The organism is Falsiroseomonas sp. E2-1-a20 (assembly GCF_051433195.1).
In the GTDB taxonomy this organism is placed as follows: Bacteria; Pseudomonadota; Alphaproteobacteria; order Acetobacterales; family Acetobacteraceae; genus Falsiroseomonas.
Genome location: NZ_JBHMFT010000010.1, coordinates 62,395 through 77,630, shown reverse-complemented (window position 1 = coordinate 77,630; position 15,236 = coordinate 62,395). Strand labels below are relative to the sequence as shown.

Sequence of the window (15,236 nt, the reverse complement as noted above, 5' to 3'; positions counted from 1 at the left end):
TCAGGCGAGCTGGCTGCGCAGCCAGGCGAGCTTCCCGGCGCAGGCCACCTCCGCCGCCGCCTCCACCTCCCGGTAGGCGGCGAGGACCTCGGCGCCGAAGGGGGTCAGGGCGCTGCCGCCGCCGCGCGCGCCACCCTTGGCGGGTGTCACCACCGGCTCCCGGAAATGCCCGTTCATCGCCGTCACCAGGTCCCAGGCGCGCTGGTAGGACATGCCGAGCTGGCGGCCGGCCGCGGCGATGGAGCCGGTGTCGCGGATCGCCTCCAGCAGGTCGGCCTTGCCGGGGCCGAAGGGCAGGCCCTCGGCCAGCAGCAGGCGGATGCGGAGATCGGCGGACATGGCGGCAGGGAACCACGGATGGGCGGCTTGATCTATCCGCCACGGACGATATCGTTGGCGCCAGATAACGCCCGGGTCCGCCGATGCATCGCCGCCTGATCCTCGCCGCGCCCGCCCTGCTGCTGGGTGGTGGCGCCGCTGCGCAGCAGCCGGCTACCGTCTTCGCCGCGGCCAGCCTGACGGATGCGCTGCGCGCCCTGGCGCGGGACTGGGCGGCGCGGGGCCACCCGGCGCCCCGCCTGTCCTTCGCCGCCTCCTCCGCCCTGGCGCGCCAGATCGCGCAGGGGGCGGGGGCCGACCTGTTCCTGTCGGCGGACGAGCCGTGGATGGACGACCTCCAGGCCCGCGACCTGATCCGGCCGGAAAGCCGCGTCAGCCCGGTCGGCAATGCGCTGGTGCTGGTCGCCCCCGCCACGCCTGCCCGCCCGCCCGTGACGCTGGCGCGCGACACGGACCTGCTGGCGCTGGCCGCCGGCGGCCGCATCGCCACCGGCGACCCGGCGCATGTGCCGGCCGGCCGCTACGCCCGGGCGGCGCTGGAGTGGATGGGCCAGTGGCAGGCGGTCTCCCCGCGCCTGGCCCGCGCCGACAACGTGCGCTCCGCCCTGCTGCTGGTGGAACGGGGGGAGGTGCCGCTCGGCATCGTCTATGCGACCGACGCGGCCGCTTCCCTTGGCGCCTCGACGGGCGTTGTCGTGCTTGGCACCTTCCCGGCCGAGAGCCACCCGCCCATCACCTACCCCTTCGCCCTGACCCGCCGCGCCGGCGCCGAGGCCGCGGCATTGCACGCCTTCCTGACGGGGCCGGAGGCGGCCGCCACCTGGCAGCGCTTCGGCTTCACCCTGGCGCGCTGAGGCCAAGGGGCATGGATGCCGAGGCCTGGCAGGCGGTCCGGCTGAGCCTGGAGGTCGCCTCGCGCTCCGTCCTGCTGGGCCTGGTGCCGGCTGTCGCGGTCGCGGTGCTGCTGTCGCGCGGACGGTTCCGGGGGCGTTTCGTACTGGATGCGCTGGTGCACCTGCCGCTGGTGGTGCCGCCGGTGGTGGTGGGCTGGGCCCTGCTGATGCTGTTCGGCCTGCGCGGCCCGATCGGCGCGCCGCTGCACGAGTGGTTCGGCATCCGGCTGGTCTTCACCACCGAAGGCGCCGCACTGGCCACCGCCGTGATGTCCTTCCCGCTGATCGTCCGGGCGGTTCGCCTGGGGCTGGAGAATGTGGACCCAGGCCTGGAGGCCGCCGCCCGCACCCTCGGCGCCGGGCGCTGGGACTGTTTCCGCAGCATCACCCTGCCGTTGATGACGCCCGGCATCCTGGCCGGCGCCGTCACCGCCTTCGCCGCGGGATTGGGCGAGTTCGGTGCCGTGATCACCTTCGCCTCCAACATCCCCGGCGAGACGCAGACCCTGCCGCTGGCGATCTACACCGCGACGCAGACCCCGGGCGGGGAAGCGCTGGCGGCGCGGCTGGCCGGCATCTCCCTGGCGCTCGCGGTGGTCCTGCTGCTGCTGGCCGAGTTCATCGCGCGACGCATGCACCTGCTGCTCGGCCGCGCCTGAGATGCTGGATGTGGCCCTGCGGCACCGCTTCGGGCGGGACGGCTTCGCGCTGGATGCGGCGTTCCGGCTGCCGGAGGCCGGCGTCACCGCGCTGTTCGGCCCCTCCGGCTGCGGCAAATCCACCATCCTGGCCGCGGTCGCGGGCCTGCTGCGGCCGGATCGGGGGCGGGTCGCGCTGGAAGGGACCGTGCTGCTGGACACCGCACGCGGCGTCGACCTGCCGCCGGAGCGCCGGCGCTGCGGCGTGGTGTTCCAGGATGCGCGGCTGTTCCCGCATCTCAGCATCGAGACCAACCTGCGCTACGGCCTGCGCCGCGCCCCCGCCGGCGCCGAGGGCCCCGGCTTCGAGGAGGTGGTGGACCTGCTCGGCATCGCGCCCCTGCTGGCGCGTCGCCCCGCCGGGCTTTCGGGTGGCGAGCGCCAGCGCGTGGCGCTGGGCCGCGCCCTGCTCGCCCGGCCGCGCCTGCTGCTGATGGACGAGCCGCTGGCGGCGCTGGATGCGGCACGACGCGCGGAGGTGCTGCCCTTCCTCGCCCGCCTGCGCGACGCGACGCGCCTGCCCATCCTGTACGTGACCCACGCGCTGGAGGAGGTGGACGCGCTGGCCGACCGCCTGGTGCTGCTGCGCGACGGGCGCGTGCTGGCCGAGGGCGCGGTGGAGGACCTCTCCGCCCGCACCGACCTGCCGCTGGCGGCGCGGCGCGATGCCGGCGTGCTGCTGCCCTGCACCGTGGCAGCGCATGACTTGGCCGGCGGCCTGACCCGCCTGGAGTTTGCCGGCGGCACGCTGGTGGCGACATCCCGGCCCGAGCCCCTCGGCACCCGGCTTCGCATCCGCATCCGCGCGCGCGACGTGGCGGTGGCGACGGAGGAACCGCGCGGCCTGTCCACCCGCAACATCCTGCCCGCGACGCTCGGGCAAATCAGCCCCGGCAGCGGCCCGCAGGAGCGCTTCCTGCACCTGTCCATCGGCCCCAGCATCGTGCTGGCGCGGGTGACGCAGGACAGCGTCTCGCGCCTGGGATTGGTGCCGGGGATGCCGGTGTGGGCCCTGCTGAAGGCGGTGACCTTCGACCACCTGGGGGGTCGCTAACCCCGCCAGTGGCACGCCACCCGATGCCCCGGCGCCACCTCCCGCAGTTCCGGCACCACCTCCTGGCACGCCCCCGGCCTGGCGATCGGGCAGCGGGTGTGGAAGTGGCAGCCGCTCGGCGGGTTCAGCGGGCTCGGCACGTCGCCCTTCAGCATGATGCGCTGGCGCTTCACCGTCGGGTCCGGGATCGGCACGGCGGAAAGCAGCGCTTCCGTGTAGGGGTGCAGCGGGTTGGTGTAGAGGTCGCGCGCCGTCGCGATCTCCACGATCCGGCCGAGATACATCACCGCCACCCGGTCGCTGGTGTGTTCCACCACGGACAGGTCATGCGCGATGAACAGGTAGGTCAGGCCGAATTTCTGCTGCAGGTCCTCCAGCAGGTTCACCACCTGCGCCTGGATCGAGACGTCCAGCGCGGAGACCGGCTCATCGCAGACGACGAGCTTCGGCGAGACCGCCAGCGCGCGGGCGATGCCGATGCGCTGCCGCTGCCCGCCGGAGAATTCATGTGGGAAGCGCCGCATCTGGTCGGCGTTCAGGCCCACCGTCTCCAGCAGGTCCACCACCCGATCCTCGCGTTCCTGCCGCGTCCGGCCGAGTTTGTGGATCACCAGCGCCTCGCCGATGATCGCACCCACCGTCATGCGCGGGTTCAGGCTCGCGAAGGGGTCCTGGAAGATGATCTGCATGTCGCGCCGCAGCGTGCCGAGCTGGTTGCGGTCCAGCGCCGTGACGTCGCGACCTTCAAACCATACCTTGCCGCCGCTGGGCTCGATCAGCCGCAGGATCAGGCGACCGGTGGTGGATTTGCCGCAGCCGGATTCACCGACCAGGCCGAGGGTCTCGCCCGGCGCGATGTCGAAGCTGACGCCGGAGACGGCGTGCACCTCCTCGATCGTGCGGCGCAGCAGCCCGCCCTTCACGGCGAAGCGCTTTTCCAGGTTCTGCACGCTGAGCAGCGGTTCCGTGCTCATGCGACCGGCTCCGGCGTCAGGATGCAGGCGGCCTTGTGGCCCGGCGCCACTTCGCGCAAGGCGGGTTCCGCCGCGGTGCAGTCCGGTATGGCGTGGCGGCAGCGCGCGGCGAAGCGGCAGCCGACCGGCGGGTTGAGCAGGGAGGGCACGGTGCCCGGAATCGCCTCCAGCCGCCGATGCGTGGTCGCCGCCAGGTCGATGCGCGGGATCGAGCGGATCAGGCCCTGGGTGTAGGGGTGGCGGGGGTTCGCGAACAATTCCTCCACCGTCGCTTCCTCGACCACCTTGCCGGCGTACATCACGACGACGCGCTGCGCGGTTTCCGCCACCACGCCCATCGCGTGCGTGATCAGCAGCACCGCCATGCCGAGGCGCTGCTTCATCTCGTTCAGCAATTCCAGGATCTGCGCCTGGATGGTGACGTCGAGCGCCGTGGTGGGTTCGTCCGCGATCAGCAGCTTCGGATTGCAGGACAGCGCCATGGCGATCATCACGCGCTGGCGCATGCCGCCGGAGAACTGGTGCGGATAGTCATCCACGCGGCGCTGCGGGTTCGGGATGTTGACCAGCCGCAGCATCTCCGCCGCCCGGTCCATCGCGGCGCGGCGGGACAGGCCCTCGTGCTGGCGCACCGTCTCCGCGATCTGGTGGCCGACGGTGTAGACCGGGTTCAGCGAGGTCATCGGTTCCTGGAAGACGAAGCCGATCTCCTTCGAGCGGATCTTCTGCATCTCGGACGGCGGCAGCGGCACCAGGTCCCGGCCCTGGAAGCGGATCTGCCCCGCCGCGATGCGGCCGGGCGGCATCGCCACCAGCTTCAGGATGGTCATGGCGGTGACGGTCTTGCCGCAGCCGGATTCGCCGACGACGCACAGCGTCTCGCCACGATCCACGGCAAGGTCGACGCCATCGACGGCGCGGACGATGCCGTCATCGGTCTTGAAGTGAACCTTGAGGCCTTCGACCTCGAGCAGACGCACCTCGGTCATCCAATAATTCCTGCGGCCGGCGCAGCCGGCCGGGGCGCCGAATGGTGCCCGCCGCTTATGCGTGATGCCGCAGGCATGCCTTCGGCATGTTCACGGCACTGCCGTGAAGCCACGGCCACGGAGTGGACGCCTGGCGCTTGAGGGCAAAGATTCACGTGATGCGCCTCGGGTCCAAGGCATCGCGCAGTCCGTCGCCGATGAAGTTGATGGTCAGCACGGTGAGGAAGATGGCGAGCCCCGGGAACAGCGCCCAATGCGGCGCGAAATCGAGGTTGTCCTTGGCATCGAACAGCAGCCGGCCCCAGGTCGGGATATCCGGCGGGAAGCCGAGGCCGAGGAAGGACAGCGTGCTTTCGGCGATGATCGCCGCCGCCACGTCGATGGTCGCCGCCACGATCACCGGCCCCAGCGCATTCGGCAGGATGTGCCGCACCACCAGCCGGGAGCGGGAGGCGCCGAGCGCCCGCGCGGCCTCGACGAATTCCTTCTCCCGCAGCGAGAAGAACTGCGCCCGCACCAGGCGCGCCACCGGCATCCAGCGGAAGCCGCCGATGACGACGACGATCATGATGAAGACGCCGGTCTCGGGCCCCACGATGGCGGCCAGGCCGTCGCGGAACAGGTAGATGATCAGCAGCAGCAGCGGCAATTCGGGCAGCGACAGGAACAGGTCCGTCAGCCACATCAGCGCCGCGTCCACCCGCCCGCGTGACATGCCGGCGATGGCGCCGACCAGCACGCCGACGAACACCGCGACCAGCATGGCCGCGACGCCCACGGCCAGCGAGATTCGCCCGCCATGCAGCACGCGCGCCAGGATGTCCTGGCCCAGATCATCCGTGCCGAAGGGATGCGCCCAGCTTGGCCCCTGAAGGCGCGCCGAAAAATCGATCTCGTCGATCGGCAGCGTCCAGACCATCGGCCCGAACACCAGCGACAGCACCAGCAGGCTGAGCACGGCAAGGCTGACCACCGCCAGCTTGTGCTTGCGGAAGCGTCGCCACGCCTCGCCGCCCGGCGTCACCCGCGCCCGCGGTGTGGCGGGGACGCTAGCTGTAGCTGATGCGAGGGTCGAGCCAGCCATAGATCACATCCGCCAACAGGTTGAAGAAAATGACGAGGCAGGCGAAGACGAAGGTCACCGCCATGATCACCGGCGTGTCGTTCGCCAGGATGGCGCTGATCAGCAGCGACCCGATGCCAGGGATGCGGAAGATCTGCTCCGTCACGATGGCGCCGCCGAACACGGTGGGCATCTGCAACGCCACCAGCGTCACCACCGGGATCAGCGCGTTGCGCACCACGTGGCGGGTGGTGATGCGCCCCTCCGGCAGGCCTTTCGCGCGCGCCGTGGTCACATGGTCGAGGCGTACGACATCCAGGACGGCGGACCGCACGAAGCGCGTCCAGGCGGCGCCCTGGAACAGGCCGAGCACCGCGATCGGCATGATGGATTGCCGTGCCTGCTCCCACAGCCAGGTGAAGCCGGTGGAACTGAGATCGGCGCGATAGACGAAGGGCAGCCAGTCCAGCGTGATGGAGAACAGCAGGATCAGCAGCAGGCCGGAGAAGAAGGTGGGCAGCGAGAAGCCGATGAAGGCCAGCGTGTTCGCCACCTGGTCGAACACCGAATAGGGCCGCGTCGCCGCCATCACGCCGACCGGAAGCGCGATGGCCAGCGCCAGCAGCTGCGACAGCCCGATGATGGCGAGCGTGGTCGGCAGCCGCGCCAGGATGAGCTGGTCGACATTCACGCGGCTGACGAAGGAGAAGCCCCAGTCGCCGCGCAGCATGGCGGTCAGCCAGCTGAAGTAGCGGGTCCAGACCGGGTCATCCATCCCCAGGCTGGCCCGCAGCGCCGCCCGCACGTCGGGCGGGATGGCCGGGTTGCTCGCCAGTTCCTCGAACGGGTCACCGGGCGCGAGCGCGAGCACGGTGAACAGGATGAGGCTGATCCCGAGCAGGCTCGGGATCGCGATCAGCAGGCGGCGAACGACGTAATTCGTCACGTCCGGCGACGATCAGGCGGCGCGGTGCCAGTCGTGCAGGAAGCCGAAGGTCAGGTCCCAGGCGCTCAGCTTGTGGCTCAGCGTGTTCAGGCTGGCGGAGACGGTGGGCCGCCCGACCAGCGGGATGACATGGTTCGACCCCACGATCAGGTCGTTCATCTTGATGAACAGCGCGGCCCGCTTCACGGGGTCCAGCTCGCCTTCCGCGGCGCGGTAGGCGGCATCGTATTCGTCGTTCTTCCAGCGGACGATGTTGCGGCCCTGCCAGGAATTCGCCTTGGTCGACATCTCCCACGACACGTACTGGTTCATGAAGAGCTGCGGGTCGGCCTGCGGCATCGTCGTGGTGTACATCTGGATGTCGGTCCAGAACTTCGTGTAGGTGTCCGGGTTCGCGACGTCCGAGGAGAAGAAGACGGAGGCGGTGACGGCCTTCACCTCGATGTCGATGCCGGCCCGCTGCGCCGCCTGCTTGATGACGGCCTGGGTGCGCTGGCGCGGCGTGTTGATCGAGGTCTGGTAGACGAACTTCAGCCGCTTGCCGTCCTTGGCGCGGATGCCGTCGCGCGCACGGACCCATCCGGCGGCGTCGAGAATTTCGTTCGCCTTGGCGATGGAGAACTCGAACTTCATGTTCTCCGACCGGAAGCGCGGCGGGTTGTTCAGGAAGTTCGCCGTCGCCGGGCCGCCGCGGCCATAGATGAACTGCTCAAGCGCATTGCGGTCGCACAGCAGGGAAATGGCCTGCCGCACCGCGGGGTCGGACAGCGTCGGGTGGGTGGTGCTGATATGCGCGCGCTCCCCCTCCACCTCGGTCCAGGGATCGCGGGTGTGGAGCTGGATGAACTCGATGCCGCCGCCAGGCACGATGTTCACCTTGCCGCGGCCATTGGCTTCCAGCCGCTTGAGGATCTCATCCTCCACCTGCATGTTCCAGGCGTAGTCGAACTCGCCGGTCTGCATCACGGCGCGCGCGGCGGAGACCGCATCGCCGCCGCCCTTCACCTCCAGCGTGTCGAAGAACGGCCGGTTCGGCATGTGGTAGTTCGGGTTCGCCTCGCCGCGCACCATGTCGCCCGGCTGGAAGTCCGTGAACTTGTAGCCGCTGGTGCCGACCGGGCGCAGGTTGGCCGGGGCGTCGCGGGACTTGGCGCCGGTGTAGTCCTTGAACAGATGCTTCGGGATCATCATCCCGCGGGAGCCGACGAAAGCATCCGCCCAGAACGGCGTCGGCCGCGTGAATTCCACCCGCACCGTGTGGTCGTCCACCTTCACCACGTTGACGTCGCGGTAGCTGCCGGTGGTGACGGAGGCGGTGGCCGGGTCCTTGGCGTATTCCCAGTTGAACACGACGTCGTCGGCCGAGAAATCCTGGCCGTCATGCCACTTCACGCCGCGCTTCAGCTTCCAGGTGACGGAACGGCCATCCTCGGCCAGCCCGCCATTCTCCCGCGAGGGAATCTCGGCGGCGAGCACCGGCTCCAGCGTACCGTCCTGCGCCCAGCCGGCGAGCGGTTCGTAGAAGACGCGGCTGCCATCCTGGTCCTTGGTGCCGACGGCGAAGTGCGGGTTCAGCAGCGTGGCACCCTGCCAGTACAGCACCTTCAACGCACCGCCGCCACGCTGGGCCGGATAGGCCGAAGCCGTCTGCGCCGCGGCCGGCGCGGCACCGGCCATGGCCAGAAGCTGCGTCGCCATCGGCGCCGTCAGCCCCACCGCCGCCATGCGCTTGACGAAGCCGCGGCGCGAGAGGCTGCCGCGCTGCACGCGCCCGATCAGTTGGCGCAGGTTGTCTTCATTCATCCCGAAACTCTCCCGTAAGCCGAATCGCCCACCTGGCACCGGGTCTGTTGCGACCGCCCGGCTGCCCGCGAACCCCTGTGGCGTTGACGCTAGCGCATTGCAGAGGGATGCCGCACCCCCTTTTCTTCAGCTTCCCCCAACCGGCCGCTGCAGGCCCAGCTCCTGGTCCACCACGCTGACCCAATAGGCGACGCCCATCGGGATGATCGCGTCGTTGAAGTCGAAATGCGGGGTGTGCAGGTTGGGGGAGGTGCCGTCGGGGCCCTTGCCGCCGCCGATGAACATGAAGGCGCCGGGCCGCGCCTCCAGCATCAGCGCGAAATCCTCGCCGCCCGTCACCGGCGGGAACTGCGCATCCACCGCGGCCTCGCCGACCAGCCTCGCAGCCGCGGCCACCGCCAAATCGGTCTGCTCGGCATGGTTGACCAGCGCCGGCACGCCGCGGCGGTAGGCGACCTCCGCCGTGCAGCCATGCGCCGCGGCCAGCCCGGTGGCGAGTTCGCCGATCCGCCGCTCCAGCAGGTCCCGCACCTTGGGCGCGTAGCTGCGTGAGGTCCCGGTGACGACAAGCTCGGCCGGCATGACGTTGGGCGAGACCGGCGAGCCGCCCTGGATCGAGCCGACGCTGAGGACGGCCGCCTCCACCGCCGGCACGTTGCGCCCGACGATGGTCTGCAGGGCCAGCACGAAATGCGCCTGCACGATGGTGATGTCGGTGGCCAGATGCGGCGTCGACCCGCCATGCCCGCCGGTGCCGCGGAAGGTCACGGCGAAGCTGTCGGTCGCCGCCAGCGCCGGGCCCTTGCGGGTCGCGAACTGCCCGGCCGCGAGCGTCGGCTTGTTGTGCAGGCCGTAGACGGCATCGCAGGGAAACCGCTCGAACAGCCCATCCGCCAGCATCGCCCGCGCGCCGCCGCGGCCTTCCTCGGCCGGCTGGAAGATCAGGTGGACGGTGCCGGCAAAATCCCGGTTCTCCGCCAGGTACTTCGCGGCGCCGAGCAGCATGGTGGTGTGGCCGTCATGCCCGCAGGCATGCATCACGCCGGGGTTGGTGGAGGCATAGGGCACCCCGGTCGCCTCCGGGATCTGCAACGCGTCCATGTCCGCACGCAGGCCGATCACGCGCTGGCCGGGGCGGGTGCCGCGGATGGTGCCGACGACGCCGAGCCGGCCCACGCCCTCCGCCACCTCCACGCCCCAGTCGCGCAGCCGTGCGGCGACCAGCGCCGCGGTCCGGTGTTCCTCCATCCCCATTTCGGGATGGGCATGGATGTCCTGCCGGATGGCGGCCAGTTCCGGCTGCCAGGCCTGCACGGCGGCGATCACGTCCTGGGTCATGGTGGTCGATCCCTTGCTGTCCGGCGCCAGAGTGGCCCGGGACGATCGGGCTGGCGAGCCTGGCGGGCGGGGCATCGGCCGCGTCGTATCGCCCGGGGCCGCACCACCGGGATCATCCAGAAATGTCTCTGGCGTCTCTAAATTCAACTATAACATAAATTATTGACAGCCTCTTACCGCAAGAGTACACGCACGGCGCCGCAATGTTCTGGCGGTGTCATGGTGCCCGGGATCCTGCCGGGTGCCGGATTGGTCATCAATCTCCATGCGAGTGCAGCAGGCCAGCCCCAACGGCCCTCCCTTCCCTGCAGAGGCGTTCTCGATGTTGCGCAGGATGGACGCGGCCTGGAACACGCTCCGGCGATCCGTCGCCGTGCCGCAGCGCGTGGCCATCGTCTGCGCCAACCACCTGGCGGACCGCCTGGCGCAGAAGCTGGTGTTCGAGTCCAGGCGCCCGGTGGAACTGCTCGGCATCTTCGACGATCGCAACGGGCGGCGGGAGAACGACGCGCAGTTCACCATCAGCGGCCGGGTCGACGACCTGATCGCCTATGCGCGGGAGAACCCGCTGGACCACATCATCCTGGCGCTGCCCTCCAGCGCCACCGGCCGGATCAGCGAGCTGACGGCGCGGCTGCGGTCCCTGCCGGTCGACATCGTCATCCTGAACGAATCGGCCTTCGAGCCGGTGGCCCGGCCCCTGCCTGGGTCCGGCGATGCGATCTGGCTGGCCGGCGCGCATCTGTCCCGCCTGGTCGAACGGCCGATGTCCCGCTTCGGCAAGGCGGCCAAGCGCGCGATGGACATCGCCCTGGCGCTGGTGATCCTCACCCTCGGCGCGCCCTTCCTGGCGCTGATCGCCCTGGCCATCTTGCTGGACAGCCCGGGCGGCGTGCTGTTCCGCCAGCAGCGCATCGGATTCAACAACCGGGTCTTCGGCGTGCTGAAGTTCCGCACGATGACGAACGATGCGCCGGACCAGGAAGGCGTCGGCGGCACCCTGCCGGATGACCCGCGCGTCACCCGCGTCGGCCGCGTGCTGCGCCGCTTCAGCCTGGACGAGTTGCCGCAACTGCTGAACGTGCTGAAGGGCGACATGTCCCTGGTCGGCCCGCGGCCACAGGCGGTGAACATGCGCGTCGGCGACCGCCGCTATGCGGACGCCGTGACGCAGTACATCGAGCGCCACAAGGTGAAGCCCGGCATGACGGGCTGGGCGCAGGTCAATGGCTCCCGCGGTGGAATCCGCACGCTGGACAAGGCGGCCTGGGCGGTGTCCATGGACCTCGAGTATATCCAGAACTGGTCGATCCGCCTGGACCTGCTCATCATCTGGCGGACCATCGGCATGCTGCTGTCGGGCCGCGACGCCGTCTGAGCCGCCCGCCGGCCATCCCAGGGTTCCCCATGCTGGCGACAGCCACCATCCCCGCCACCGCAGCACCACCCCGCCGCCGCGTCTTCGGCGTGGATTTTTCTCCATTTGGGCTGGAGGAGGTGCTGGCCCTGGCCGGCAGCCGCGAACCCGCGGCGCCCTTTGCGTTCATCGTCACGCCCAATGCGCAGCACGTGGTGCTGCTGAACCGCGCGCCGGCGGAATGGGCGCCGATCTACCATCGCGACTCCTGGCTCTGCACCTGCGACAGCCAGGTGGTGCGTCGCCTCGCGGCGCTGGCCGGGCAGGACCTGCCGCTCTGTGCCGGCAGCGACCTGACGGCGGCGCTGTTCGCCCGCGTGCTGCAACCGGGCGACCGCATCACCGTCATCGGCTGCGAGCCGGAGGTGATCGAACGCCTGCGCGCGCGCTTCCCGCGCCTCGGCATCGCGCACCACAACCCGCCCATGGGCCTGGCCGCGAACCCCGCGGCGATGCAGGCCTGCCTCGACTTCGCGCTCCGTCACCCGGCGCGCTTCACCTTCCTCGCGACCGGATCGCCGCAGAGCGAAAGGCTCGCCGCCGCCATCTCGGCGGTCGGCGGCGCCACCGGCATCGGCCTGTGCATCGGCAGTTCGCTGCATTTCATCACCGGCGCCCGGCGCCGCGCGCCCGCCTGGATGCGCCGTGCCGGGCTGGAATGGCTGCACCGCCTGGTGCAGGAACCGCGCCGCATGTGGCGCCGCGTCTTCGTGGAATCGCTGCCGCTGCTGGCGCTGGCTGCGCCCGACATCGCGCGGCGGGCCTGGCGCCGATGAGCGGCGCCCGGTCCAGCCCGGCCCGCCCGCGCCGCGCGCCCGGCCCGGTGCGGTGATCAGCTTCGGCACCGCCGGCGCCCGCGCCGCGCCGCGTCCGGCGGAGGCCAGCCGGACCGGTACGCTCGCCGTTCTGCTGCTGCTGCTGCCGCTGTACCTGCAGAGCTTCCACTACGTCACCGACATCTACCCGCTGTACGTCCTGTCCAAGGCCTGGCCGCTGCTGACCCTGCCGATCGCGCTGCTCGGGCTGCTGCAGCGGCCGCGCTACGCGGGGCTGCTGGTGGCCGTGCTGGCCTACACCGTGCTGGTCGCGCCGCTGTTCGGCATGATCTACTTCGACCAGGGCTACCCCTCCGCCATCACCGCCACGCTGAAGGTGCTGCCCTTCACCTACTATTTTTCCATCCTGTGGCTGCTCGGCTGGCTGCGGCCGCGGCCGGAGGATCTGGCACGCGCCTTCACCCTGCTCGGCGGCGCCAGCTTCCTGCTGCTGGCCGTGCTGTGGGTGGTGATGCCGGAGACCGCCTATCGCACCAATGCCCCGGGCGAGGCGGCCTCCCTGCTGTTCCTCTGGGATGTCGAGCGCGGCAACCGCATCGTGCTGCCGCTGATCTTCGGCATCCTGTTCCTGTTCCTCCAGGCCCGGCTGGCGATGCGGCGCGGGGAGATGCTGCGGCTGGTGGTGGTGGTGCTGGGCGTGCTGCTGCTGCTGGTCGCCTACAAGCAGCGCACCGTCATCCTGTGCCTGATCGCCGTGCTCGGCTGGATCCTGTTCAGCGAGGCGCGCCTGGCGCTGCGCGTGGTGCTTGGCTATGGCGCCGCCGTCGCCGGCACGGTGCTGGCCGGGGTCCTGGCGATGCGGGAGGGCGGTCTCAGCCTCGACTTCCTGGGCGGGTCGCTTTCGGTGCGCGAATTGACGCTGGAACTCGCTGTCGGCTTCCTGAACCAGAATCCGCTGGGCTGGCTGCTGGGCCTCGGGGCGCTGACGCGGGCGAGCGACATCAGCTTCCAGGAATTCTTCAACCACGCCAATTTCTACCTCGCCGACCTCGGCTGGTTCGGCATCGTCTTCGAATACGGGCTGCTCGGCGCGGTGCTGATCCTGGCCGTCTATCTCGCCGCGCTGCGGGAGGGGCTGCGCACGCCCTCCGCGCCGCGGGACGCGCTGGTGCCGGCGCTGACGGATGGGCTGCGCTACATGCTGCTGGCCTCCCCGGTCCTGTCGGCGATCTGGGCGCCGGGCGAGGTCTGCGCGCTGCTCGCCATCTTCGTTTATCTGCAACGCCAGGCCCGGACCGCGCCGGCGTGATCCGGCTGCTGTTGGCCCTGCTGCTGGTGCCCCTGGCCGCCGCCGCCGAGCCTCCGCGCTTCGCCGGCTACCACGAGACCTGGGCGGAGGCCGCCACCACGGACCCGGACGCGACGCGCCTGGCCCGGCTTCCCGGCGGCCTGGACCTGGTGATGCTGGCCTTCGCGCGGCCGGACCTCGCCTATGCCGGCGGCCTCGATCTGCGCGGCACCGGCCTCGGCTTCCCCTTCGCCGGCGCCGTGGCGCGGGATGCCGTGGCGGCGCTGCGGCTGCGCTCGCCGCGGACGAAGGTGCTGCTCTCGGTCGGCGGCGCCACCTACCCGAACTGGCCCGCGCTGGACGTGGCGGCGGTGGCGCGGCTGGTGCGCGACCTTGGCCTCGATGGCGTCGACGTGGATTTCGAGCCGCCCGACCCGGCCTGCCGCCTGTCCGCCGGCCGCATCCGCTGCGCCTCCGACGCCCGCTTCATCGCCATCGTCGAGGCGTTCCGCCTGGCCCTGCCGCGCCCCGCCTTGCTGACGGTGGCGCTGTGGAGCGTCGGGGCCTATGGCGAGGGCGCGTGGCGCGACGCCCGCCCCGGCAGCCCCTACACCGGCATGGCGCTGGCGCTGCTGCGGTCGCCGGCGGCGCGCGAGATCGACCTGGTGTCCATCATGGCCTACGACGCCGGCCCCCGCTACGACCCCGCCGAGGCCTTCGGCGCCTACCGCGCCGTCTTTCCCGGCCCGCTGCTGCTCGGCGTCTCGGTGCAGGGCTCGGCGCTGCCGCCCAGCCAGCGCCTGGCGCAGGTCGAGGGGCTGGCGCGGCGCGCGGCGCGGGAGGGCGGCGGGATGATGCTCTACAGCCTGCAGATGGCCTCCCCGCACGACCGCCGCGGCGCGCCCTTCGTCGCGGCGATGGCCGGCGCCATCTGCCGCGGGTTAAGGTCCTGCTAGAATCCGTTCACGCGCCCCGAATTGATCGCGTAGCCGAAGCTCCGGCTGAACGGCAGCATCCGGTTGATGTTCTGGTCGACCCACAGGTTCGCCTCCGCCACGCGGCTGCGCGGCACGAAGACGATGTCACTGGGCAGCACCGGGACGTCGCCCGTGGTGTCGCCGCCCTGGACGAAGTTGCGCACGTCGATGGTGCGGACCATCGGCCGGTCGCCCGGGCCACGGCGGATCAGCACCACCTCCTCCATCCGCGCCTCCGCATCGAAGCCGCCAGCCAGCAGGATCAGTTCCAGCGCGCCGCGCCGCCCGGCCAGCGGATAGGCGCCGGGCCGGTTCACCGACCCGCCGACCATCACCAGCGACCCGCTGGCTTCCTCCAGCGACGCCGTGACCACCGGCGCGATCAGCACGCGCTGGGATGCGGTGGCGACGGCCGCCTGCAAGTCTTCCGCCGTCATCCCCGCGGCCTGCACCCGGCCGGCGGCGCGCAGGCCGATGGCGCCGTCGGGCGCGACCAGGGCCACCTCGTTCATCTCCGGCGTGCGCAGGAACTGCACGCGCACCTTGTCGCCGGGCGCGAAGCGATAGGCCGGCGCCGCGTCCGACCAGGGCTGGAATTCCACCGCGCGGTGCGGCACCGGCGTGATGCGCGCGGAACTGCACCCGGCGAGCGCCACCAGCCCCAACAGAACCACCCGGCGG

The 15,236-nt window shown here is 71.0% G+C and carries 15 protein-coding genes; 7 read left to right on the top strand and 8 right to left on the bottom strand.

Going from position 1 to position 15,236, the window contains the following annotated elements:
* A complete protein-coding gene (locus tag ACFHPP_RS14015; protein ID WP_437163866.1) occupies positions 1 to 339 on the bottom strand; it encodes a winged helix-turn-helix domain-containing protein in 339 nt (112 codons plus the stop codon).
* Positions 340 to 422: 83 nt separating this feature from the next.
* Here ACFHPP_RS14015 and modA point away from each other — a divergent pair, with 83 nt between their 5' ends.
* Genes modA through modC form a run of 3 tightly spaced genes read left to right on the top strand, consistent with a single transcriptional unit; the run spans position 423 to position 2,984 of the window.
* Complete coding sequence (gene modA / locus ACFHPP_RS14010; RefSeq protein WP_437163865.1) at positions 423 to 1,193, top strand: molybdate ABC transporter substrate-binding protein; 771 nt, start codon at positions 423 to 425, stop codon at positions 1,191 to 1,193.
* A gap of 11 nt (positions 1,194 to 1,204) precedes the next feature.
* Positions 1,205 to 1,891 (top strand): molybdate ABC transporter permease subunit, encoded by a 687-nt coding sequence (modB, locus tag ACFHPP_RS14005; protein ID WP_437163864.1) that lies wholly within the window; start codon positions 1,205 to 1,207, stop codon positions 1,889 to 1,891.
* A 1-nt stretch (position 1,892) separates the two neighbouring features.
* Complete coding sequence (modC, locus tag ACFHPP_RS14000) at positions 1,893 to 2,984, top strand: molybdenum ABC transporter ATP-binding protein (protein WP_437163863.1); 1,092 nt, start codon at positions 1,893 to 1,895, stop codon at positions 2,982 to 2,984.
* Here modC and ACFHPP_RS13995 read toward each other — a convergent pair.
* The 6 genes from ACFHPP_RS13995 to ACFHPP_RS13970 form a co-directional block, all read right to left on the bottom strand.
* The gene (locus ACFHPP_RS13995) at positions 2,981 to 3,958 is read right to left on the bottom strand and encodes an ABC transporter ATP-binding protein (protein WP_437163862.1); all 978 of its coding nucleotides are present in this window, start codon (positions 3,956 to 3,958) and stop codon (positions 2,981 to 2,983) included. The genes modC and ACFHPP_RS13995 overlap by 4 nt on opposite strands.
* Complete coding sequence (locus ACFHPP_RS13990) at positions 3,955 to 4,947, bottom strand: ABC transporter ATP-binding protein (protein ID WP_437163861.1); 993 nt, start codon at positions 4,945 to 4,947, stop codon at positions 3,955 to 3,957. Before ACFHPP_RS13990 ends, ACFHPP_RS13995 begins: the two co-directional genes overlap by 4 nt.
* A 151-nt stretch (positions 4,948 to 5,098) precedes the next feature.
* Entirely contained in the window at positions 5,099 to 6,031 is a 933-nt protein-coding gene (locus ACFHPP_RS13985) for an ABC transporter permease (RefSeq protein ID WP_437163860.1), read from the bottom strand.
* Positions 5,997 to 6,956 (bottom strand): ABC transporter permease, encoded by a 960-nt coding sequence (locus ACFHPP_RS13980; RefSeq protein ID WP_430670450.1) that lies wholly within the window; start codon positions 6,954 to 6,956, stop codon positions 5,997 to 5,999. The genes ACFHPP_RS13985 and ACFHPP_RS13980 overlap by 35 nt, the downstream gene beginning before the upstream one ends.
* 12 nt (positions 6,957 to 6,968) lie before the next feature.
* On the bottom strand, positions 6,969 to 8,759 hold the full coding sequence (locus ACFHPP_RS13975; protein WP_437163859.1) for a peptide ABC transporter substrate-binding protein: 1,791 nt from the start codon (positions 8,757 to 8,759) through the stop codon (positions 6,969 to 6,971).
* A gap of 126 nt (positions 8,760 to 8,885) precedes the next feature.
* A complete protein-coding gene (locus ACFHPP_RS13970; protein ID WP_437163858.1) occupies positions 8,886 to 10,097 on the bottom strand; it encodes a M20 aminoacylase family protein in 1,212 nt (403 codons plus the stop codon).
* A 322-nt stretch (positions 10,098 to 10,419) separates the two neighbouring features.
* Between ACFHPP_RS13970 and ACFHPP_RS13965 the strand changes: the two genes are divergently transcribed.
* From ACFHPP_RS13965 to ACFHPP_RS13950, 4 genes are read left to right on the top strand one after another with little or no spacing between them, the layout of a single operon-like run.
* Positions 10,420 to 11,475, top strand: coding sequence for an exopolysaccharide biosynthesis polyprenyl glycosylphosphotransferase (locus tag ACFHPP_RS13965; RefSeq protein ID WP_437163857.1), 1,056 nt, complete (start codon positions 10,420 to 10,422; stop codon positions 11,473 to 11,475).
* Between the two features lie 29 nt (positions 11,476 to 11,504).
* The gene (locus ACFHPP_RS13960) at positions 11,505 to 12,290 is read left to right on the top strand and encodes a WecB/TagA/CpsF family glycosyltransferase (protein WP_437163856.1); all 786 of its coding nucleotides are present in this window, start codon (positions 11,505 to 11,507) and stop codon (positions 12,288 to 12,290) included.
* A gap of 52 nt (positions 12,291 to 12,342) precedes the next feature.
* Positions 12,343 to 13,599: a hypothetical protein gene (locus ACFHPP_RS13955; protein WP_437163855.1), complete on the top strand. Its 1,257-nt coding sequence runs from the start codon at positions 12,343 to 12,345 to the stop codon at positions 13,597 to 13,599.
* Positions 13,596 to 14,534 (top strand): glycosyl hydrolase family 18 protein, encoded by a 939-nt coding sequence (locus tag ACFHPP_RS13950; protein WP_437163854.1) that lies wholly within the window; start codon positions 13,596 to 13,598, stop codon positions 14,532 to 14,534. Before ACFHPP_RS13955 ends, ACFHPP_RS13950 begins: the two co-directional genes overlap by 4 nt.
* On the opposite strand, the gene ACFHPP_RS13945 is transcribed toward ACFHPP_RS13950, so the two are convergent.
* On the bottom strand, positions 14,531 to 15,229 hold the full coding sequence (locus ACFHPP_RS13945; RefSeq protein ID WP_437163853.1) for a polysaccharide biosynthesis/export family protein: 699 nt from the start codon (positions 15,227 to 15,229) through the stop codon (positions 14,531 to 14,533). The two genes, ACFHPP_RS13950 and ACFHPP_RS13945, sit on opposite strands and share 4 nt — an antisense overlap.
* Between the last annotated feature and the right edge of the window lie 7 nt (positions 15,230 to 15,236).